Origin of the sequence: Komarekiella delphini-convector SJRDD-AB1 (genome assembly GCF_014831675.1) — a bacterium.
GTDB lineage: Bacteria > Cyanobacteriota > Cyanobacteriia > Cyanobacteriales > Nostocaceae > Komarekiella.
The window spans coordinates 20,047-40,987 of record NZ_VJXY01000048.1 but is presented as its reverse complement, the minus strand read 5'-3'; the positions used below and the strand labels follow the sequence as shown (position 1 = coordinate 40,987).

Below are 20,941 nucleotides of genomic sequence, written 5' to 3'. Positions count from 1 at the left end.
TCATACCCATTTACGATAGCAACGAGCTGTAAGGTAGTGAGGGTGAAAAACCTCTAAGAAGTTAGTCTGAATTGTGCGGAAGAAAGTGTCTACTACTTTAGGGTCGTCATTGTGAAAGGGATACTCTTGATTAAAACCTTTAAAGAAATACCAGTTTAAAATAATCTTACCTTCAGGTGTCAGAGCTTGATGGAAATCTAGCATTTGCTGGCTGGGGTCTGGCAAATGTTCTAAAACGTCAAAGGAAATGATTGTGTCGAAAGTCTCTTTTGGAGGTATTTCATGGCAAAAAAATATTTTTTCATTCAACCCCATTTGTTTGACTCGTGAATAAACAAATTCGTGATTAACAGGATTAATATCGCAATAGATCACTTGTTCAACTTGAGGGCAAAGAGCAGCGCCAATTGTATGAGTCCCAATACCACCGCCAAAATCTAACACTCGACCTTGGGCATGATCGGAAATTAATCGTAGTGTATCTCCAATATAATCATGACTTGTTAGATGCCACGCTCCCAGTTCAAATAAGTAAGCTTCTCCTACCTTGTCACGATAAAAAGTACTTGCTTCTTCCCAGTCAAAATCTTTATGGCCTAATTCAGCCATTTGTTGTTGACCAGCCTTTAATCTTGTCTCTAGTGTTTCTGAATCTAATTGCAAAAACTCTTGTAGATGCTGCTTTAAATTAAATGAATCTTGCCAATAGTTATCTAAGAAAGGCTGATTAAGGGAGGTCAGCATCAGTGGATCACCAAAATTAATATAAACTACCTTATGATACTATGCAAATGATGTTATCATTTCTAAAAAAAATGGTTTTTAGAGAGTACATGTTTTTGCTTTTAAAGCTTTAACAAAATTAATTATTATGTAAATGATTATTACCCTTTTTGCTCCGAAAACCAGAAATTACCTTCGCCATATCGGCTCTCTTTGCCGGACTTCGTTGCTGGCTATTGTCTTGAGTGTCTTTCTACTATTGTTATCTGGCTGTCAGAGTCAAACACAAAATGACAGTGGAATAATTCATCTAACCTTGTGGCAAGGAATTAATCCCCCTGCAAATCGGGATGTATTCCAAAAACTGGTAGACCAATTTAATCAGACTCATCCTGATATTCAGTTGGAATCTATCTACGCGGGTCAACTTGATCAACAGATGCCCAAAGTATTAGCCGCAGTTGTGGGTAATGTTCCACCAGATATCTTATTTTTCAATCCCCAGATTACAGGTCAGCTTGTGGAACTTGGAGCGATTCGTTCTATAGAAGATTGGTTAGATAAATCGCCACTCAAGTCAGAAATTATTCAGAATTGCTTTGGTGAAATGCAATTGGATGGACATATTTGGTCAGTCCCTTTATTTGCAGGTAATATGAGTCTTTTTTATAGACCAGATCTATTTAAAGCAGCAGGAATTACCGAGTTGCCAAAAAGCTGGGAAGAATTGCGGCAAGTTGCGAAAAAACTAACAATAGACCGTAATGGTGATGGCACTCCAGATCAGTACGGTTTATCAATGCCCTTTGGTAAAGGAGAATGGACAGTCTTCAGTTGGTTTCCTTTCTTATTAAGTAGTGGTGGAACAGTAGTAGAAAATAACCATCCCAATTTGGTCAATCCAAAAGCGATCGCAGCCTTACAATTTTGGCAAGACTTAATTAAAGACGGCTCTACTAAATTCTCTGCACCAGAACGGGGATACGAAGAAGATGACTTCATTGCCGGTCGTGTTGCTATGCAAATAACGGGGCCTTGGACATTCATTATGAAAAGTAAAGTTGATTATGATGTATTTCCTATTCCTGGCAATCTCCAGGCAGCAAGTGTGCTCGCTAGTGGCAATATGTTTGTGATGAAAACTACAGATAAAAGAGAACAGGCAGCTTTGAAGTTCTTAGAATATGTTGTCAGTGAAAAATTCCAAACTGAATGGAGTATTGGCTCAGGTTTTTTACCCGTAAATTTGAAATCTGTTCAAAGTCAAGCTTACCAAGAATTTCTCAAGCAAAAACCTGTTATGAAAGTCTTTCTTGACCAAATGTCTGTATCAGGTTCTCGACCGATTATACGTAAGTATAGTCGCCTGTCTGAAAGTTTGGGTCGAGCCATCGAAGCCACTATGTTAGGCGCATCTCCAGAAACAGCTTTGAAACAAGCCCAAACAAACCTTGAATTAATGTGGGATTAATACTCGCCACAATTTGACATTTTAAATTTTATTCATGCAATCTGAAATATTACCACAGCCTCTCAAACCTGGTGACTTGCTACAAGTTATTGCCCCTAGTGGTGTTTTACGAGAATTGGAGGCATTTGAGCAGGGTTTAGAAATTTGGCGATCGCGCGGCTACAAAGTCAAAATCATCCCAAAGATAGATGACAAATGGGGTTACTTAGCTGGAACAGATGAAAACCGCCGTAACCAGCTAGCCGCAGCCTGGACAGATCCAGATTGTCGCGGTATTCTCTGCGCCAGAGGTGGTTTTGGCAGTACCCGGATCTTAGAAAATTGGCATTGGCACTCAGGCGATTCTATACTTCCAAAGTGGTTAATTGGCTTTTCTGATGTTACCGCTCTCTTGTGGAGCCTTTACAACATAGGGATTTCCAGCGTTCACGGCCCCGTGCTGACAACTCTCGCCGATCAGCCAGATTGGTCAATTGAGCGATTATTTAATTGGGTAGAAGGGCGTCCTCTCGCCGCGCTTAAAGGTTGTGGTTGGGGCGGCGGTATTGCTACTGGGATTTTGCTACCAGGTAATCTCACTGTGGCGACTCATCTTTTAAGTACACCAATTCAACCAAATTTTGATGGTGTGATTTTGGCAATTGAGGATGTCACAGAAGCACCTTATCGCATCGACCGCATGTTGACGCAGTGGCGGCTAAGTGGTGCTTTATCAAAAGTTCGGGGGATTGCTTTAGGCGGTTTTACTCGCTGTGAAGCACCGCCAAATGTGCCTAGCTTTAGCATAGAGGAAGTTTTGCGCGATCGCTTAGGCGATTTAGGGATTCCTGTTGTCTCTAACCTGCCTTTTGGTCACGACGGGCCAAATGCAGTTTTGCCAGTGGGTGTGGAAGTAACTTTAGATGCAAATCAAGGAATATTGGATGTTATAACTCAATACCTTGACTAAATTGGCTTAACAGGAAATTACACTTTCAGGACTTACGCAAAATCATGAAAAAACGTAGACGCGGAGCGGCTAGCCGCAGGCTACCGCCAAGGACGCAGTGAGAAGTCTGAGCGGAGGTTTCCGACGCTCCTACGTCGCTCTAAGCGTTGGCGAAGCCTCTCGAAGAGAAGCCATGCCGTAAAGCCTGCGGCATGGCTTCGCTTAAGGCGAAGCCTCTCGAAGAGAAGGCTTTACGCTGCGCTATCGGTTGGCGCAGCCCGCCGTAGCGAAAAGTTCTGCGGGAGGGTTTCCTTCCGCAGGAAACTTTTCAAGACAGGCATCAGAACTTCTCAAGACAAAGGACACATTCGCGGAGCGTCTGTCTACGACACGCTACGCGAACGCAGAGAAGAAATAAGAGTTTCAGAGAGTTATTGCGTAAGTCCTAACTTTATAGAAAGCTTAACTCCTATTTTCTCAACCTAAAGCGCACCGGCATTCTATCGGATGGATAAATCAAAAGGTTCTGCTGTAACTGCTGCACAGATGAACGGCCGTTGACTAACTCCCAGTCGAAGTAGCGCAGCAATAGTGCTAGCATCGCCGTTGCTTCCAGCATTGACAGATGCTCTCCCAAGCAACGATGAGAACCTGAGCCAAAGTCTATCATTGGAAGTGAACTACTTTCCGTACCCTTGTCTAACCAACGTTCCGGCAGAAATTCCTCACTCTGAGAATAGACTTCTGGATCTCGTCCAGCAGCAAGCATTGACCAAAATACTTTTGTACCACGAGGAATAAGCTTACCTTCAACAACAATGTCACGTTGTGCCTCCAATGAAGTCGAGCCGGAGGCGACTGAATAAAGGCGTAAAGTCTCCTTGATAATAGCGCGAATGTAAGTCAATTCCTTTAAGGTTTCTATATTAACGCCGCCTTGACTTTGCCAAGCTTGGTCAACCACAGCCTGTGCTTGCTGAAAAACCCGTTGATTTAAGTACAACTCTGCTACTGCAAAGGATAAAGTATGAGCTGTGGTGTCAGTACCAGCTATTAATAATTCAATAACTTCTGCTATGAGTGTTTCCCGATTGTATTTGGGTTCTTTGGCAGCTATTTTCACTAACATTGATTCTTGAAACAAAGGACTTACCTGTGCTAGGTCAGTCTTGTTTTGTTCTCTCATCTGTAAAGCTAAGTCCACTCTGGGAGTAAGAAATTCTTCTAAATATCGCCTTGCTGCCCAATAATCTCGTGAATTTTTAGTTGGCAGATATTTCATCCATCTCTTCTCGCCAGTCGCTACCCGTAGGAACCGATAGCCGACAATAGCCATTGCCTCGTACACCTTGAGAACTTCGAGGGGTGGCCCTTCATGACTAGCGCTGTTTTTATCTACAGGAATCCCCAATACTAAACAGGAAATTACCCTCATCGTCAGCTCTACAAACAGAGGATCTACCTGAACTTCTTTTGGTGGAGCAGTTTCTTTAAGCCTTTCGATTACTTGTTCACAAGCTTGGCTAATAATTTCAACATATTTGGAAAGACCGCTAGAACTAAATTCGGGGTTCCAAGCCTTGCGTCGCCACTGCCACTCAGCCCCGTTTTGCCCTAAAAGAATCGGCCCACTAATATCGTTCCAAGCTTTGCTCACTCGCTGGGATCTAACTAGGCTACCGTCTCTCATCCCATTTACGATAGTGTCTTCAATAACTTTTGGCTTACTTAAAACGAGAACTGGATAGCCAGTCCAGAAGATATACATTGGCCCTAGCTGCTGGCTCCAATCAAACAATAATTGGAAGTATTTCTTCTGTTTTACTGCTGCTAATACTTGAGGGATATTTCCTAACAGCCAGTGTCTAGGAGGAGAGGGAAGCGAGTGTAGAGATTTGTAAGTGTTCTTTTGTTTCCACCAGCGCAAGCCAAGTATGACCGCTATGCTAGTAACGCTTAAGACTGTAAAATATGGAAATGAGGCAGAAAAAGCAATCTGAGCAGCAATCTTTTGAAACATAAATCCGCCTCCGTTCAACAACTTCAGATTATCCAGATACTAGCGTATTGATTTCTAGATTCGTTTTATATGAAAGACTACCTCTAACTTCCGAAATTTTTATCTATATAGCGATGATTCGTATCATGGTCAGACGACTCACATGATTTTTTACTCCTGAGAAATTCTGGTCTGGCGATGAGAGTTTCTTTTCAAGGTACACAAGCCAATTGCTGGTATAACTCCCAAAATTACTGCTGCAAATCCTTGTCCACTCCAATGCAGTACGTTAGTACGACTTGCTTCTGGGATCAAATCTTGTATGAGCGAAAGTAACCAAATCAAGATACTGATAAATAAGAAGGAGATTGAGGGAAGAAAACTCCACCACCAAACGCCTGTTGTGTATCGTCTTAATACCAACCATTGGCAAAGACCTAACCAAATGCCCGAAATAATATATGCAATGGTTGACAAAAACCCAAAAATGAGGGTTGATTCAGGAGATAAAGTTTCATTTAATGATGAGGCAATCGATGAAATGTAATTAATCCAGTTTGTAGAAACGCTGTTAGTAATCAGCCAGCCTGCGCTGGTAGCAATTATCCACAGCCGACCCGATAAGTAACCGTAAATGATTAACGCTTGGTCTGCGGCAAAAATCACTGCAAATACAACATTGCTGATAAATCTGATCAAAACGCTCAATGTTGGCTGTTGAACTACTGTAGACAAGCTTTCTAGAATAATTTTTTCTAACGCTATACTGGCAATGCCACCCACAACCCATCCAAGGATACTCATCAAGGTAAACTGGATAAAGAACCTTTGTCTGTGGGAGCGCGGAATCAAAAATTTTCCTGGCTTGGAATCGCTGTTAGTAGATGCAACTTGATAAGGACTGTTAGAGTCAGATTGCATATAAAGTTTAGTAAAGAAACGAATAGTACTTTTGCAGTGAACCTGCTGAAAAAGCGTAATCCCAGAATGATAAGCTAAACAGTGGCATAAAAAAGTGACTTAGGATGAAGTGATAAATGGGTGTTTCCTCAACGACTCCTCATCTCTTACGGGCTGCTCGTGGTGAAGTAGTAGATCGTCCCCCCGTATGGATGATGCGACAAGCGGGACGATATATGAAAGCATATCGAGACTTACGGGAGAAGTATCCTTCATTTCGCGATCGCTCGGAAATCCCCGAAGTAGCGATTGAAGTTTCTTTGCAACCTTGGAGAGCTTTCCAGCCAGACGGAGTAATTTTATTTTCCGACATTGTGACTCCATTGCCCGGTTTGGGCATTGAAATGGACATTGCAGAAGGTAAAGGGCCAGTTATTTTCTCGCCCATCCGTACTCAAGAACAAATTGATAACCTGCGTCCCTTAGAACCAGAAGAATCTGTCCCGTTTATCAAAACAATTTTGCAGGCGTTGCGCCAAGAGGTGGGCAACAAATCAACTGTGTTGGGCTTTGTGGGTGCGCCGTGGACGTTAGCGGCTTATGCGGTGGAAGGAAAAGGTTCCAAAACCTACTCCGTCATCAAAAATATGGCATTCTCCGACCCGACAACACTGCATCAATTGTTAGCTAAATTAGCAGATTCGATCGCTGTTTATATGCGTTATCAAATTGACTGCGGTGCTCAAGTTGTGCAAATGTTCGACTCTTGGGCAGGACAACTGAGTCCTCAAGATTATGACATCTTTGCTCTCCCCTATCAGCAAAGAGTTTTCCAGCAAGTCAAGCAAACCCATCCTGATACACCTTTGATTTTGCTGGTTAGCGGTAGCGCGGGTGTGTTGGAAAGAATGGCAATATCCGGCGCTGATGTCGTCACCGTAGATTGGGCGGTAGATATGGCAGAAGCACGAGCCAGATTAGGCAAACACGTCAAAGTGCAAGGAAATCTTGACCCAGGAGTGTTATTTGGTTCCAAACAGTTTATCCGCGATCGCATCCTGGATACCGTTCGCAAAGCTGGTAATTGGGGTCACATTCTCAATCTTGGTCACGGTGTACTCCCAGAAACTCCAGAGGAAAATGTCGCTTTCTTCTTTGAAACGGCAAAACAACTTGATGCAGCAGGAGTTAGGGGTTAGGAGGCAGGAGGCAGGGGTTATTGATCATGTTCTCCCCCTGCTCCTCTGCTTTTCTTGATATTTACAGTTAATTTTTTATGAGAACTTTTAGCGCGATCGTCGAACGCGACTCTGATACAAATCTATATTTCGGTTACGTTCCTGGTTTTCCTGGAGCGCATTCTCAAGGTGAAACCTGGGATGAGTTACACAAAAATTTACGTGAAGTAATTGAGATGCTGCTAGAAAATTGAGAATCTAGCTTTTAAAGAAATGTTGAATGCGAGATAAAGTCTAACAACGCATTGGAGTGGATGCAATACGGTTCGGATGAGATCCCCCCGCCTGCGGCGACCCCCTTAAAAAGGGGTAAAGATCAGAAAAAGCCCCCCTTTTTAAGGGGGGTTGGGGGGATCTTAACCGAACCGTATTAGGAATGGATGTCCAGAGCACTTCACTTGGGTTTAATCTTTTGCTGCTCACTTTTGCCGTTATGCCTTGCACAGTACGAATGATCTCTGTTGCGGAACATTTAACTTCATTCTTAACTCCTAACTTTTAAAACATTCACCATGAGCCAGAAAAGGATTTTAGTCACCGGAGCAAGCGGCTGTGTTGGTCACTATATCTCAGAAGCTTTAATTCAAAATACAAATCATGAGTTATTTCTACTAGTTAGAAATTCCAAGAAACTGCAAGTTGATATTCAAGCACGTTCAGGTATCACCGTTTTGCAGGGCGATATGCAAAAAATTAGCCATTTTGCTGATTTGCTGCAAACAATTGATATAGCAGTACTCACAGCCACAGCTTGGGGTGGTGATGAGACATTTGATATTAATGTAACTAAGACTTTAGAGTTGCTGAACCTGCTCAATCCAGAGAGATGTGAACAGGTAATTTATTTTTCTACAGCTAGTGTTTTGGATCGCCACAATAAACCATTAAAAGAAGCAGGGGAAATTGGTACAGATTATATCCGTTCCAAATATCAATGCTTGCATCAAAAATCGAAGTTAGCGATCGCACCCAAAATTACCACTGTTTTTCCTACTTTAGTTGTGGGCGGCGATGCCAATAAACCCTATTCTCCTGTCACATCTGGCATTCCAGAAGTTACAAAATATGTTAATTTGATTCGCTTTTTGAAGGTAGACGGCAGTTTCCACTTTATCCACGGGCGAGATATTGCTACTGTAGTACAATATTTGATTGATCATCCTCCCCAAATAAATCAACCACGCTCCTTTGTTTTAGGTCAAGCACCGTTAACTGCTAATCAAGCACTGAAAGAAGTTTGTGCTTATCTGGGCAAAAAGATTTACTTTCGCATTCCCCTATCTTTAGGGTTGGCTAATTTGATTATTGCTGTATTTCGTATTCAGATGGCTGCTTGGGATAGATTCTGCATGAATGATCGGCATTTCACTTATGAAAAAGCAATTAATCCTAGCAGTTTTAATCTACCAAATTACTGTGCAACTATGAGTGATGTTTTGAAAATTAGCGGTGTTAAAAGTGCTAAATAGTTTAGTTTATTAAAGGTAGTGCCTCTGTGCTGTTACTTAACTGCACCCCATCATTATGTAATAGACTCATTACTTCATCCTTGTATTTCTGAAATATGGGATAACGCTTGACTTGAGGATCAGATTTGCTTGGCAATTGAATTTGCACTTCTTGCTTAATTGTGCCTGGTCGGGCGCTTAACACGTAGATGCGTTGAGATAGAAAAATTGCTTCCTCAACATCGTGAGTAATCATAAAAATTGTAGTATTTGTGCTACGCCAAATTTCTAGTAGAAATTGCTGCATGACTTCTTTTGTCTGCACGTCTAACGCACCAAAGGGTTCATCCATGAGCAAAATTTTGGGTCTTGATGCTAAAGCACGAGCGATCGCTACTCGTTGCTTCATCCCACCAGAAAGTTCTTGTGGTAGCGCTTTAGCGAATCCCGACAACCCCACGACTTCTAAATAATAAGCGGCTTGTTGTCGTCGCTTTAGTTTAGACACGCCTTGCAGCTTTAAGCCAAATTCTACGTTTTCCATCACACTCATCCAAGGATAGAGAGTGTAGCTTTGAAATACCATACCGCGATCGCACCCCGGCCCTGTTACGCGCATCTCATCAACTAGGATCTCCCCTGCTGTTGGAGTCTCTAGCCCCGCAATTAACCGCAGCAATGTTGACTTACCAGAACCACTTTCTCCTACTGCACAGACAAACTCTCCCTCTTCTATGTGCAAATTGATGTCTTTAAGTGCAGTCAACAAACCGCGTCTAGTTTTAAATTGTTTGTGGAGTTGATTAACTTCTAAATGCATAAAGCGTTTTTAAATTACAAATTGTCTAATCTTTAGCCCACTTACAAGAAACGCGCAGTAACAATCGAAACAAAAGGTCAATTGCTAAACCAATCAAGCCAATAACAATCAATCCAGCAAAGATTTCATCAGTTTTGAGATATCTTTGAGCAACGCTAATCCTCCTACCTAAACCTTCTGTCGCTGCTACTAATTCCGAAACAATCACTAAGTTCCAAGATGCTGCCATGTTAACCCGACAAGCATCAATAATATTAGGCAGAATAAATGGGAAAATAACTTGTAGTAAAACTTGTTTTCTTTGACCTCCTAAAGTATAAGTAGTTTCCAATAAGTGTTTAGGGACAAATTTGACTGCATCCATCACCATTAAGGTGTTAAAAAACAGAGTGCCGATAAAAATCAGCATTATTTTTGGAGTTTCTCCCAGCCCAAGATATAGAATTAGTAAAGGAATAAAAGCTGGGGCTGGCATATAGCGGACAATACCAATGATTGGTTCTAGCAATGCTCGGAAGCTAGCAAAAGTCCCCATTAAAGTACCTAAAGGGATAGAAACCATTGCCGCCAGAGAGAAACCAGCCACGACCCGAAACAAGCTAAAAGCAATATCTTTTTGTAAATCGCCACTTGCTAAAAGTCTTTGAAATGCACTCCAAACTTGACTGGGAGTAGGAAGAAATAAAGGCGGGATTAATCCAGTATTAGAAACAATCCACCAGATAAATATCGGGACAGTAATGGACAAAAACATTAAAGTCCAAGCCAAGTTTTTCGGGATATCCTCAGCGATGCGCCAAAAAACGGTTTGTGGTAATATTTTCTGAGGATGCTTAGAGTTTATTTCCTGTAAGTCTTCAGCGTATTGGTTCATGATTTCTGCTTCGCGGCGTAAGCTTTGACAAAGCGATCGTCAAGGATTTGATTAAGATTAGGTGCTTGTTTTGTCAAGCCAGCTTCAACAAGAAATTTACTAATTTCCCCAGCAGCGTAACTCAAGGATTTCATATCCTTACCGGGACTAAAAGCTTGCAAATTGTCTTCTAGTGAAAAGATTTTAGTGCCTGCGTCGTATGCTTTATATTCTGAAACTGAGACGCCGGCGCGTTTCGCCATAATTTCGTAAGCTTTGTCTGGGTTGGCTTTGATGAAATCTAAAGTAGCAAACCAAGTATTCACTAAAGCTTGTACATCTTGCGGACGTTCGTTAATAAGTCTGCGATTGACAACTAAATGGTCGGGAATCGCACCAGGAAAGTCTTTAGAACTAAATAATTCTTTGCTACCAGAACGTAATAAAGCTTTTGTTGTAAAAGGTGCAAAAACTCCAACTGCATCAACTTGACCAGCCACAAAAGCTGCTGCTGCTGCGCCTGTTTCTAGTGGTTGAAATTGAATATCAGCTTGAGTTAAACCTGCTTTTTTCAAACCCAGCAATAACAGAAAATGGTCAACTGTTCCTTCTTCAGCAGCAACTTTTTTACCTTTGAGGTCAGCAATGCTGTTGATTCCTTCTCGAACAATAATTTTGTCGTTACCAGTTGAATTATCGTTGACTAAAACAATTACTTGATCTGAACCTGCTGCAACTGAGCTAATCGTATCATTCAAGGTTTGGGTGTTGGCGTTAAGTTGACCGGCTCGCAGGGCATTAATAGAATCTAAATAGCCATCAAACCACTTCAAATCTACATTAACTTTGTTTGCTTCAAATAACTTTTGCTCTTGAGAAACTTGCCACGGAAACCAACCAGGCCAAGCACTAAAACCAACCTGAATTGGTGCAGTGTTAACTGAGTTAGTAGAATTACTCTGCGTGGAATTTTGTTGGTTGGGAGTACAACTGATTGCGATAACAAGACTGAGTAAAAAGACTGTGAACAGAGATGATAATTTGCGAACATTCATTGTATTTAACTCTGACTTAACGCTTCGTTGTAAGAAATTGAAGATGGGAGATATTTACGTCTATGTTGTTATAAAGTTAATTGAAATCGACCTGTATGGGTAGAAGATATAGCAATCGTGTTTGAGTTGTGGAAATTATTTTTCTTTATAACGAACCACCAAGGACGCCTTCTGGTGCGTCGGCTCCGCCAACGCGCAGTATCTCGTAGAGAAGGACGCCAAGAAAGAGAAAAAAGCATTTCACGAATTATTTAAAAATGCTATGAAATGGAAATACCTTAGCTAACCGCTTTTATAAGAGGTTGGAAGTTTAGTAAATAGCGTGTCCAAATACTATTGGTTTATGGAGATAATGACCTATTTGTGAAGTATGGAAACACTACTAATTACTAATGAATATGTACAACATTGAGGATTGCTGCTGTAGATAGAGAATTTTGTTGTGGCTTCAAAACTTGCGTACGCACCCAATTAAACCAAACTTCTAATCCCTCATCTGCTTTAGTAGAAACACGAATAATTTCAACATCAGGATTTATCTGGCGGACGTTTGCCTCAATACGGCTAATATCAACATCTAGATAGGGAGCTAAATCTGTTTTCGTAATCAACAGACAATCTGCTTCTTGAAACATAATCGGGTATTTCAATGGTTTATCTTCGCCTTCAGTAATACTTAACAAAGCGACTTTGGCGTGTTCTCCTACTTCAAATTCAGCAGGACAAACTAAATTACCAACATTCTCCACTAGCACTAAATCAAAGTCTGAAGGATTGTATTCGTGTTCTAGTTGGTGAATCCCGCCTGCTACCATTTTGGAATCTAAATGACAGGAACGACCTGTATTAATCGCAATTACAGGAACATTATATTTCCGCAAGCGTTCTGCATCTAAATCAGTTGTCATGTCGCCTTCAATGACAGCGATTTTTAACTCATTAGTTAAAGCCGCAAGGGTGCGCTCTAGTAGTGCTGTTTTTCCAGCACCGGGACTACTCATCATATTGAAACAGGTAATTCCCCATTTATCAAAATGCGCTCGGTTGTGGTCAGCGCCTTGTTGATTTGCATGGAGCAAGTTAATTCCTAATACCGCGTCAAACGTTTGATGCATAAGCGTATTCAATCCTGTCAATTTTTAACTCTCTACCTGAGCGAATATCCTCCATTGGAGAATTACACTCAGGACAGGCGTACTGTAAACCAATTTGTGGTGAATATTCATGTTGGCAACGATGACAAAATGCAATTAGTGGTGTTTCCTGAATTATCAGTTTTGCTTTTTCCAAAAAGGTGTTACGCGTTTGGACTTCAAAAGCAAATTGCAAACTTACAGGTTCAACACAAGTGAACTTCCCAACAATTAAATGAACTTGAGAAATTTCTGGTCGCTCAGGTTGGGATTCCCACCAATCTTTTACTGTTAAAATTAGTGCCTTTGTCATGTCAGTTTCGTGCAAAATTTACCTCCATTCCTCAACTAACTCTGGTTCTGCTGCGGGATGAATATATGCAGGTTTTTCTTTGCGCGGTAATTGACCTGATACAACTAAATGCGCCATCGTATCACAAATTACTCGTGCCGCCATTAATGATGTCATATCACTAATGTCATAAGGCGGTGAAACTTCTACAACTTCTAGTCCACAAACAGGTGCGTTTTGGATAATTTTGCCTAACAAATACAGCGCCTCACGCGGTAACAATCCACCAGGTTCCGGCCAACCAGTTCCGGGGACAAATCCAGCATCAATGCAGTCAATATCGAAACTGACATAAACGCAATCTGTACCGTCTAATGCTCTTTCTAAAGCAAAGTTGACGGCTGCATCTAGCCCCATTTCAGTGATGTCTGTCACTGTTAAAATATTCGTGGCTCTTTCTCGGCAAACTTTTACACCTTGACGCGGTACTTGCCATCCACCAATTCCTAATTGAACTAGGTTTTTTGCTGGTGCATTTTTAATATTTGTGGCATGAAACCAGGGACAAGTATGCATTCTTTCATCCAGGTCTGTTTCCTGGGTATCTACATGGCGATCAAAGTGAATAATACCCACTTTTTTATCGCCTAAATGACGACAAACACCACGGACTGTAGGAAAGCCAATTGAGTGATCACCTCCCATAATTATGGGGAATGCACCAGAACTAAAGATATGTGCAATACCTTTAGAAATCTGATCAAAAGACTTTTCATTGTTCGCTGGAATGGTGAAAATATCGCCGACATCGCATAGAGTAATTTGCTCGCGCAAGTCTACACCCAATTCAAAATTATAAGGGGTGTATAATGCAGAGATTCGGCGGATTCCTTGGGGGCCAAAACGCGTTCCGGGTCGATAAGTAGTTCCCGAATCGTGTGGTACACCAACGATCGCAACGTCATATTCACCAACTTTCCGCACATCTTCTAAATACGGTGCTTTTAAGAAAGTATTTATCCCAGCAAAATGGGGTAGTTCGCCGCGAGAAAAGGTGGGAATCGAGCGATCGTGGATACTTTCTGCTGCTTCTAACCCATATTCTAGTCCTTTGGAAACTTCCTGCTGCCAGCCTGTTAGCGGTAAATGTGCTTCTTTTTCCAACGCCCGACCCGCTTGCGTGGAAGGTGGTTGGAAAGGAGAATTGGAATCAGAAAAAGATTGTTCAGTCATGTTTCGGGAAGTTGAAATTTTAAGATTTGCAATGCAAAACCATAGCCCGGGTAAGCCATAACAGATAATATTCTGCTATGTACCTCCCGGGCTTTTTTCCCGCCGTGTGACCAGTTTTTTCCAAACTGGGTGCTTCTCTTGGACCAGTCATTTAACTGCAAAAGTGTTAAACCGGAACCCTAGAAGCTATTAATTTTTACCCAATTGCTAGTAGTTGTTGGTGCTTAGTTTTTTATACTCAAGATTACAAATATCAAAAGGCATTGAGATAAAAAGTATCAAAAGTTACAAAAACCTCGAATTCCTAAAATGTTTTGTTGAAAGTGGCGCTGTGGGAGTATTTTTACTACATTCTGGGAAAGCATCAAAACTGGGCAACAGGACACAAAATTTTCTAGCATCAGATGCAAGAGTCTCGTGTTTCTAGCTTTTTAGCCTGTTTTTGCACTTATGATATTAATGCGATTCTGACTTGTAGCCAAATGTTACGCATTCTCCTGATTGATGACAACCCAAACGATCGCTTATTAGCAATTCGACAACTGGAACGAGAGTTTATTGACCTCCAAGTAGAACAAGTTGCTGTAGCAGAAGAACTAGCTCAGGCATTAGAAAGGGGGCAGTTTGACTTGGTTGTCACCGATTATCAATTGCGTTGGAGTAATGGTTTAGAAGTGCTACGAGCAACTAAGGCGCGTTATCCTGACTGTCCAGTGATTATGTTCACCAACAGCGGTACTCAGGAGATTGCAGTAGAGGCAATGAAGTCTGGATTGGATGACTATGTTGTTAAGTCACCTCAGCATCAGATACGCTTGAGCGCCGCAGTTCGCTCTGCCTTACAACAAGTTGAAACTCGTCAAAAAGCCGCGAATTTAGAAGCGCGTTTCCAAACTCTGCTCAATCGCTTAAATGTTGGGATTTATCGGGCAAGTTTGGACGGTGCTTTATTAGAGTGTAACCCAGCATTTCTGCGTCTGATTGGACTAGGAACACTGCCCCAAGAGCAAACGAGTCAGTTCATAGAGCCTTATTTTCAATTAGAAGACCATGCTCAGTTAATTAGCCAATTGCGACAAATTGATGAAGTGCGCGATCGCGAAATGCAACTGCGACGAGCAGATGGTAATTTGATTTGGGTGCGTGTCAGTCAAACCTTCACACAAATGAGTGGTAACGCCATTATTGACGGTTTGATAGAGGATATTAGCGATCGTAAACACGCAGAGTTAGAACGAGAACAACTGCTAATCCGTGAACACGCTGCCAGAATGGAAGCTGAAGCTGAGAAGCAAAATTATAGTTTACTGTCTGAAGCCAGCCGACTATTGGCATCTTCCCTTGATTACCATGCGACTCTGACAAATTTGGCTAACTTAGTGGTTCCCACTTTAGCTGATTGCTGTTTTATTGATGTTGTCGAAAGTAATCTTAGAGTCTTTGAGGAACCAATTATTGCTGCCGTAACTCCTGAAATAGAAGCCCTAGCGCTTGTATTAAGACGGCTTTATTCCAATTCAATTGATGCTGATTTTGGCGTGCGTAATGTGCTTACAACAGGTAAGCCGCAGTTAGTTAGTGATGCGTCAGATGCGTTTTTATCGGCAATGACACAGGATTTAGAACATCTGCGACTGATGCGCCAGATCAACACTCAATCCTATATGATTGTGCCGCTAGTAGCTCGCGATCGCAAGCTAGGTACAATTACTTTTCTGACAAACCAACCGAACCGTCGCTACATTAGAACCAATTTGGCAATGGCTAAAGCACTGGCTCAACGAGCAGCTACCGCAATTGATAACGCTCGCCTTTACCAGCAAGCAATAGACGCCAATCGAATTAAAGATGAGTTTCTCGCTGTTCTGTCTCATGAAATCAGAACTCCATTAAATCCTATCTTGGGTTGGGCAAAACTTTTGCGTAGTAACAAGCTTGATCAAAAAAAGACTGCTTTTGCTCTTGAAACCATTGAACGGAATGCTCTGTTACAAACTAAACTCATTGAAGACTTACTGGATATCTCCCGCATCTTGCGAGGTAAGCTAAGCCTCAATGTTTGCCCAGTTGATTTAGCAACAATTGTGAGAGCCGCGATGGAAACAGTGCGGCTATCGGCTGAGGTAAAATCAATTCAAATTCACTCCGAGCTTGATTCTACTGTTGGTCAAGTATTTGGGGATTCGGGGCGCTTGCAGCAAGTTGTCTGGAATCTGCTTTCCAACGCGATTAAGTTTACTCCAGAAGGTGGGCAAGTTGAGGTTTATTTAAAGCCAATTGGTTCCCAAGCTCAGATTCAGATTACAGATACAGGCAAAGGCATCAGTCTAGATTTTCTCCCCTATGTATTTGACACCTTCCGTCAAGCCGATAGCGCAACAACTAGAAAATTTGGTGGCTTGGGATTGGGACTAGCAATTGTCCGTTATTTAGTAGAAATGCATGGTGGAACTGTATCGGCAGAAAGTTTAGGAGAAGGTCAGGGAGCAACCTTTATTGTAAATTTACCTATGATAGTTACCGATTCACTAGTAAGTAGTGAAGAAAGTAATACAACAGCTGCCTATCCTTCAGGTTTTGATAATCTTCAAATTCTAGCTGTAGATGACGATCCTGATTCTTTAGAGTTAGTTACCTTCATCCTTGAAGGCTGTGGAGCAACAGTCAGGGCTGTGTCATCAGCAGCAGAGGTATTAGCAGCCTTGGCACAGTCAAGACCAGATTTACTAGTAAGCGATATCGGGATGCCAGAAATGGATGGTTATATGCTGCTTAGACAAGTCAGGTTACTGCCTCCAGAACAAGGAGGGCAAATTCCAGCGATCGCTCTTACAGCCTATGCTGGAGAAGGAAACGAGCAGCAAGCAATTTCAGCAGGTTTTCAAGCGCATATTTCAAAGCCAATAGACCCAGCCCAATTAATTGCAACGATTGCTAACTTAGTCCAAGAAGCTAAGGACAGATAAGGAAGCAAGCAGAGTAAACATTCGCTATACCCCATGCCCAAAAACTCCACCCCCAAGGGGGTAGAGTTTTTTACAACCTCAATACAACGACTTTATCCATTGCCATTCCTGGGTTAGTCCGTCTCTGAGTGAGACTTGCGGCTGATATCCCAGAATTTTCTGAGCTTTAGATACATCGGCCGCTGTGTGACGGGCGTCTCCCATCGCCTTTTCTATATGGTTTCTTTTGATTGGTTTCCCAACAATTTCTTCAATAGTGTCCAAAACTTCCGCTAAAACTACCCTACTCCCACCACCAATGTTAAAGATTTCTCCTACTGCTTGAGGTACAGTAGCCGCGGCTAAATTGGCGGCGATGACATCACTCACAAACGTAAACTCTCGTGTTTGCTGCCCATCGCCGTAAATAGGAATTGCCTCATTCTGTAAAATGGATTTAAAAAATTTATGAAATGCCATATCTGGGCGCTGTCTGGGGCCATAAACTGTGAAATAACGCAATGATACACAAGGCACGCCAAAATTTTTGTGATATTGTCCGCACAGAAGCTCAGCCGCTAGCTTAGTAATGCCGTAAGGAGAAACTGGTTGGGGGCAAATTTCCTCGTGAGTAGGTAATGTTTCCGCGTCACCATATACACTCGACGAAGAGGCAAACACTAACCTTTTTAAATTTTTAGCATCCTTTGCTGCTTCTAGCAAAACTTGTGTAGCGTTAATATTGCGTTCGGTGTAACCTCGGAAAGATTGACCCCAGCTCGCTCTTACACCTGCCTGTGCAGCTTGATGGTAAACTACATCAACATCTTTTAGAAGTGTCTGCCAATCTAAAAATTGCATATCTCCTTCGATTAATGTAAAGCCAGGTTGCCAGTGCAAGTGTGCAACATTCTTACGCTTTAACATCGGATCGTAGTAATCATTAAATTCATCAATCCCAAGGACTTCTTGCTCTTGTTGCAACAATGTTTCTATAAGTTGAGAACCGATAAACCCTGCGGCTCCAGTGACGATAACTTTAACCATGTCTATTACTTTTTTGATATTTTCTTAGTCACAATATTAACAGGTTAATACTTGTCATCAATATCGTCATTACTTGAAGATTATTTTTTAAATGTTCAGTTAACCAGTCAAACAACTCATAAAACTACTTAAATCTTATAATTTTATTTAAAAGATATTCAGTATATTTATTGAGGTTTTGCTATTAATGAAAAATATCAATATACTAGTTTGCTCAGTTAAATATTAAGAGTAAATACAGCATAAATTCAATAACTAAGGCAAGTTAATAGATACGAGCAATTTAACCCAGTTATATTGGTTTGTGCTTCTATACTTAAGTCAGATGGGGCTTGCATAAGTATAAGAATTGGTGAAAAATTGATCCGCGAGCAGCCTTAAGGCATTCTCGTTTTGCAAGGGACGTACGAGGAAATCAGTGAAAGTTTTAGTTATCGGTAACGGGGGGCGCGAACACGCTCTAGCATGGAAACTGTTGCAATCCAAGCAAGTTGAGCAGGTTGTCTGTGTGCCAGGGAATGGAGGCACAGCAAGCATGGAATGTTGTCAGAACTTGCCTCTGGCGGTAGATGATTTTGAAGGCATAAGCCAGTATGCTTCGCAAAACGGTATTTCTCTGGTGGTAGTTGGGCCAGAAGTGCCTTTGGCTAAGGGAATCACCGACTACCTCCAAGACAAAAGGCTGATGGTATTTGGGCCTGTTAGAGCAGGAGCGCAGATTGAGGCGAGTAAAGCTTGGGCAAAAGCCTTAATGCAGGAGGCAGGAATTCCGACAGCACAGGCTGCGGTTTTTACGGAGGCAGCAGCAGCAAAATCCTATGTGAAAACTCAGGGGACACCGATTGTCGTCAAAGCTGATGGCTTGGCAGCGGGGAAAGGTGTAATAGTTGCCGAAACGATTGAACAGGCTCAGAGTGCCATTGATGCTATTTTCCAAGGACAGTTTGGCAGTGCTGGTAAATTTGTGCTCATTGAAGAATATTTGATTGGGCAAGAGGTATCAGTTTTAGCATTGACTGATGGGTTAACGATCCGGTCTTTGTTGCCAGCTCAGGATCATAAACGGATTGGTGAGGGCGATACAGGGGAAAATACTGGTGGAATGGGAGCTTACGCTCCAGCACCTATTGCCACGCCAAAGTTGATGGCACGCGTTCAAACAGAGGTATTAGAAAGAGCGATCGCCACTCTCCGAGCTAAAGGCATTGACTACCGAGGCGTGCTGTACGCTGGGTTAATGATTACACCCGATGGCAATTTTAAAGTTCTAGAATTTAACTGTCGCTTTGGCGATCCAGAAACCCAGGTAATTTTGCCACTGTTAGAAACACCCCTAGAAGAATTGCTTCTAGCCTGCGTACAGCAGCGGTTAGGTGAGTTGCCACCCATAGCTTGGAAAGAGGGGACATCTGCCACTGTCGTAGCCGCATCAGGCGGCTATCCAAGCGAATATGAGAAAGGTCAGGTGATTACGGGTATTTCAGAGGCAGAGACAGCAGGCGCAACCGTGTTTCATGCAGGTACGAAATTGAACCAGCAGCAAGAAGTAGTAACTGATGGGGGAAGAGTATTAAATGTGACTGGTATAGGAGAAAATTTTGAGCAAGCGATCGCTCAAGCCTACGCCGGAATTAAACATATTCAGTTTGAGGGAATATATTACCGTAGAGATATCGGTCATCGAGTAATGAGTGCGGAGCAGGGGGAGCAAACCCCCGTTTAAAGTAACGTTTTTGAGTGAGTTAATTTAAAGTTCAAAGCATCCAATCTAAATGCAGTCTGATGTCAGCTTTAGGGCTAGCACTGATTTCCATTAGGCAGCGAGGCTGACTTATACTTAAGATCTGCCCAAGTTAGACATTATTCATAACGCGGTAAAGAACGCACTTATGAAGGACGGCTGGGCAATTACAGACGATCCCCCTACATAATTCAGTATCGAAGAACAACGTTGTACGCTGATCTCGGTGCTGAACGCCCCATTGCAGCTGAACGAGATGGGCAAAAACTTGTTGTTGAAGTGAAAAGCTTTGTCGGCGCATCAAAGATACAAGACTTGAAAGAGGCTCTCGGTCAGTATGACATCTACCGTTATCTTCTAGAGGAAACAGCACCAGACCGTAAACTTTACCTTGCTGTTGGTGCGATCACTTATAAAAGCTTTTTCAACCAGAATGTGATTCAACTCATCCTCCACAAACATAAACTTCCACTCATTGTCGTCGATACAGATACAGAGCAGATCACACAATGGATAAATTAACTGAGTATCCCAAGATAATTAAGCATATCCTGATGAAGTATGTAGAACTATGTAACCGTCGTCCTAATCCAGACATCGAAACATTCTTGATTATGGATGAGCCAAAAGGTCACTATATTTGGATGAACCTTGGTTGGCAAAATGGCGAACGAATTACTGGTATGACCGTCTACGTTCGGATTCGAGATTGTAAATTCTGGATCGAGGAAGATTGGACTGAAGATGGTATCGCAACTGACCTAGTTCGTGCAGGTGTTAGCAAGGAAGATATAGTGTTGGCATTCCATGAACCTAAGCTGCGGCAGTACACAGATTTTGCAGTAGTATCGTAGCGGTAGCGCCTTCTCACAATGCAGTGCAGCGGATGGTACGAATATTTTGGGGCTGAGTTCAAGTTTAATAGCCGCCCTAATCTGAGTTGAACAATTAGCTCCAAATTTCAACAGGTTGGATTTTTGTTACCAAGCGTCTACGCATAAGCCACCAGTCGAAAAAATGGGGTTTAATCTGTTAATCCTCAGCCATATATCAACTCTGATGGCTGAAATGAGGTAAATTCGTTAAAACTACCTTAACAGGGATATCCCTGCTGC

The 20,941-nt window shown here is 42.1% G+C and carries 18 protein-coding genes, 1 pseudogene and 1 riboswitch; of the genes and pseudogenes, 9 read left to right on the top strand and 10 right to left on the bottom strand.

Annotated elements, in window-relative coordinates; genetic code table 11:
- Positions 1-744: a class I SAM-dependent methyltransferase gene (locus FNW02_RS29600; protein ID WP_191761026.1), complete on the bottom strand. Its 744-nt coding sequence runs from the start codon at positions 742-744 to the stop codon at positions 1-3.
- A 133-nt stretch (positions 745-877) separates the two neighbouring features.
- Here FNW02_RS29600 and FNW02_RS29595 point away from each other — a divergent pair, with 133 nt between their 5' ends.
- Together FNW02_RS29595 and FNW02_RS29590 are read left to right on the top strand one after the other, a co-directional pair.
- Entirely contained in the window at positions 878-2,194 is a 1,317-nt protein-coding gene (locus FNW02_RS29595) for an ABC transporter substrate-binding protein (RefSeq protein ID WP_191761025.1), read from the top strand.
- A 34-nt stretch (positions 2,195-2,228) separates the two neighbouring features.
- Positions 2,229-3,143 (top strand): S66 peptidase family protein, encoded by a 915-nt coding sequence (locus tag FNW02_RS29590; protein ID WP_191761024.1) that lies wholly within the window; start codon positions 2,229-2,231, stop codon positions 3,141-3,143.
- A 448-nt stretch (positions 3,144-3,591) separates the two neighbouring features.
- On the opposite strand, the gene FNW02_RS29585 is transcribed toward FNW02_RS29590, so the two are convergent.
- Entirely contained in the window at positions 3,592-5,142 is a 1,551-nt protein-coding gene (locus tag FNW02_RS29585) for a cytochrome P450 (protein ID WP_191761023.1), read from the bottom strand.
- Positions 5,143-5,292: 150 nt separating this feature from the next.
- Positions 5,293-6,042, bottom strand: a complete 750-nt coding sequence (locus tag FNW02_RS29580; RefSeq protein ID WP_191761022.1) for a hypothetical protein — start codon at positions 6,040-6,042, stop codon at positions 5,293-5,295.
- Positions 6,043-6,158: 116 nt separating this feature from the next.
- Here FNW02_RS29580 and hemE point away from each other — a divergent pair, with 116 nt between their 5' ends.
- The 3 genes from hemE (at position 6,159) to FNW02_RS29565 (ending at position 8,728) form a co-directional block, all read left to right on the top strand.
- Positions 6,159-7,220 carry a uroporphyrinogen decarboxylase gene (hemE, locus tag FNW02_RS29575; RefSeq protein ID WP_191761021.1) on the top strand — a complete coding sequence of 354 codons (1,062 nt, stop codon included), beginning with the start codon at positions 6,159-6,161 and terminating at the stop codon, positions 7,218-7,220.
- A gap of 77 nt (positions 7,221-7,297) precedes the next feature.
- The gene (locus tag FNW02_RS29570; RefSeq protein WP_191761020.1) at positions 7,298-7,453 is read left to right on the top strand and encodes a type II toxin-antitoxin system HicB family antitoxin; all 156 of its coding nucleotides are present in this window, start codon (positions 7,298-7,300) and stop codon (positions 7,451-7,453) included.
- A gap of 318 nt (positions 7,454-7,771) precedes the next feature.
- Positions 7,772-8,728, top strand: coding sequence for an NAD-dependent epimerase/dehydratase family protein (locus tag FNW02_RS29565; RefSeq protein WP_191761019.1), 957 nt, complete (start codon positions 7,772-7,774; stop codon positions 8,726-8,728).
- 1 nt (position 8,729) lies between these two features.
- On the opposite strand, the gene FNW02_RS29560 is transcribed toward FNW02_RS29565, so the two are convergent.
- The 6 genes from FNW02_RS29560 to speB all read right to left on the bottom strand — a co-directional run bounded on the left by FNW02_RS29560 (position 8,730) and on the right by speB (position 14,093).
- Positions 8,730-9,527 carry an ABC transporter ATP-binding protein gene (locus tag FNW02_RS29560; RefSeq protein WP_191761018.1) on the bottom strand — a complete coding sequence of 266 codons (798 nt, stop codon included), beginning with the start codon at positions 9,525-9,527 and terminating at the stop codon, positions 8,730-8,732.
- 25 nt (positions 9,528-9,552) lie between these two features.
- Positions 9,553-10,401, bottom strand: a complete 849-nt coding sequence (locus FNW02_RS29555) for an ABC transporter permease (RefSeq protein ID WP_191761017.1) — start codon at positions 10,399-10,401, stop codon at positions 9,553-9,555.
- Positions 10,398-11,435, bottom strand: coding sequence for an ABC transporter substrate-binding protein (locus tag FNW02_RS29550; protein WP_191761016.1), 1,038 nt, complete (start codon positions 11,433-11,435; stop codon positions 10,398-10,400). Before FNW02_RS29550 ends, FNW02_RS29555 begins: the two co-directional genes overlap by 4 nt.
- A gap of 389 nt (positions 11,436-11,824) precedes the next feature.
- Positions 11,825-12,550 carry a hydrogenase nickel incorporation protein HypB gene (hypB, locus tag FNW02_RS29545; RefSeq protein WP_191761015.1) on the bottom strand — a complete coding sequence of 242 codons (726 nt, stop codon included), beginning with the start codon at positions 12,548-12,550 and terminating at the stop codon, positions 11,825-11,827.
- Positions 12,534-12,896: a hydrogenase maturation nickel metallochaperone HypA gene (gene hypA / locus FNW02_RS29540; protein WP_263627832.1), complete on the bottom strand. Its 363-nt coding sequence runs from the start codon at positions 12,894-12,896 to the stop codon at positions 12,534-12,536. Before hypA ends, hypB begins: the two co-directional genes overlap by 17 nt.
- A gap of 3 nt (positions 12,897-12,899) precedes the next feature.
- Positions 12,900-14,093 carry an agmatinase gene (speB, locus tag FNW02_RS29535; protein WP_191761014.1) on the bottom strand — a complete coding sequence of 398 codons (1,194 nt, stop codon included), beginning with the start codon at positions 14,091-14,093 and terminating at the stop codon, positions 12,900-12,902.
- 81 nt (positions 14,094-14,174) lie between these two features.
- Positions 14,175-14,287, bottom strand: a riboswitch (guanidine-I (ykkC/yxkD leader).
- A gap of 210 nt (positions 14,288-14,497) precedes the next feature.
- Here speB and FNW02_RS29530 point away from each other — a divergent pair.
- Positions 14,498-17,059, top strand: coding sequence for a response regulator (locus FNW02_RS29530; protein ID WP_225225995.1), 2,562 nt, complete (start codon positions 14,498-14,500; stop codon positions 17,057-17,059).
- Positions 17,060-17,137: 78 nt separating this feature from the next.
- Here FNW02_RS29530 and FNW02_RS29525 read toward each other — a convergent pair whose 3' ends face one another.
- A complete protein-coding gene (locus tag FNW02_RS29525) occupies positions 17,138-18,085 on the bottom strand; it encodes an NAD-dependent epimerase/dehydratase family protein (protein ID WP_191761013.1) in 948 nt (315 codons plus the stop codon).
- A gap of 418 nt (positions 18,086-18,503) precedes the next feature.
- Here FNW02_RS29525 and purD point away from each other — a divergent pair, with 418 nt between their 5' ends.
- From purD to FNW02_RS29510, 3 genes and pseudogenes are all read left to right on the top strand, one after another.
- The gene (gene purD / locus FNW02_RS29520) at positions 18,504-19,808 is read left to right on the top strand and encodes a phosphoribosylamine--glycine ligase (protein ID WP_191761012.1); all 1,305 of its coding nucleotides are present in this window, start codon (positions 18,504-18,506) and stop codon (positions 19,806-19,808) included.
- A 121-nt stretch (positions 19,809-19,929) separates the two neighbouring features.
- A pseudogene (locus tag FNW02_RS29515) lies at positions 19,930-20,348 on the top strand (XisH family protein).
- Positions 20,336-20,680 carry a XisI protein gene (locus tag FNW02_RS29510; protein ID WP_191761011.1) on the top strand — a complete coding sequence of 115 codons (345 nt, stop codon included), beginning with the start codon at positions 20,336-20,338 and terminating at the stop codon, positions 20,678-20,680. Before FNW02_RS29515 ends, FNW02_RS29510 begins: the two are co-directional and overlap by 13 nt.
- Positions 20,681-20,941: the final 261 nt, after the last annotated feature.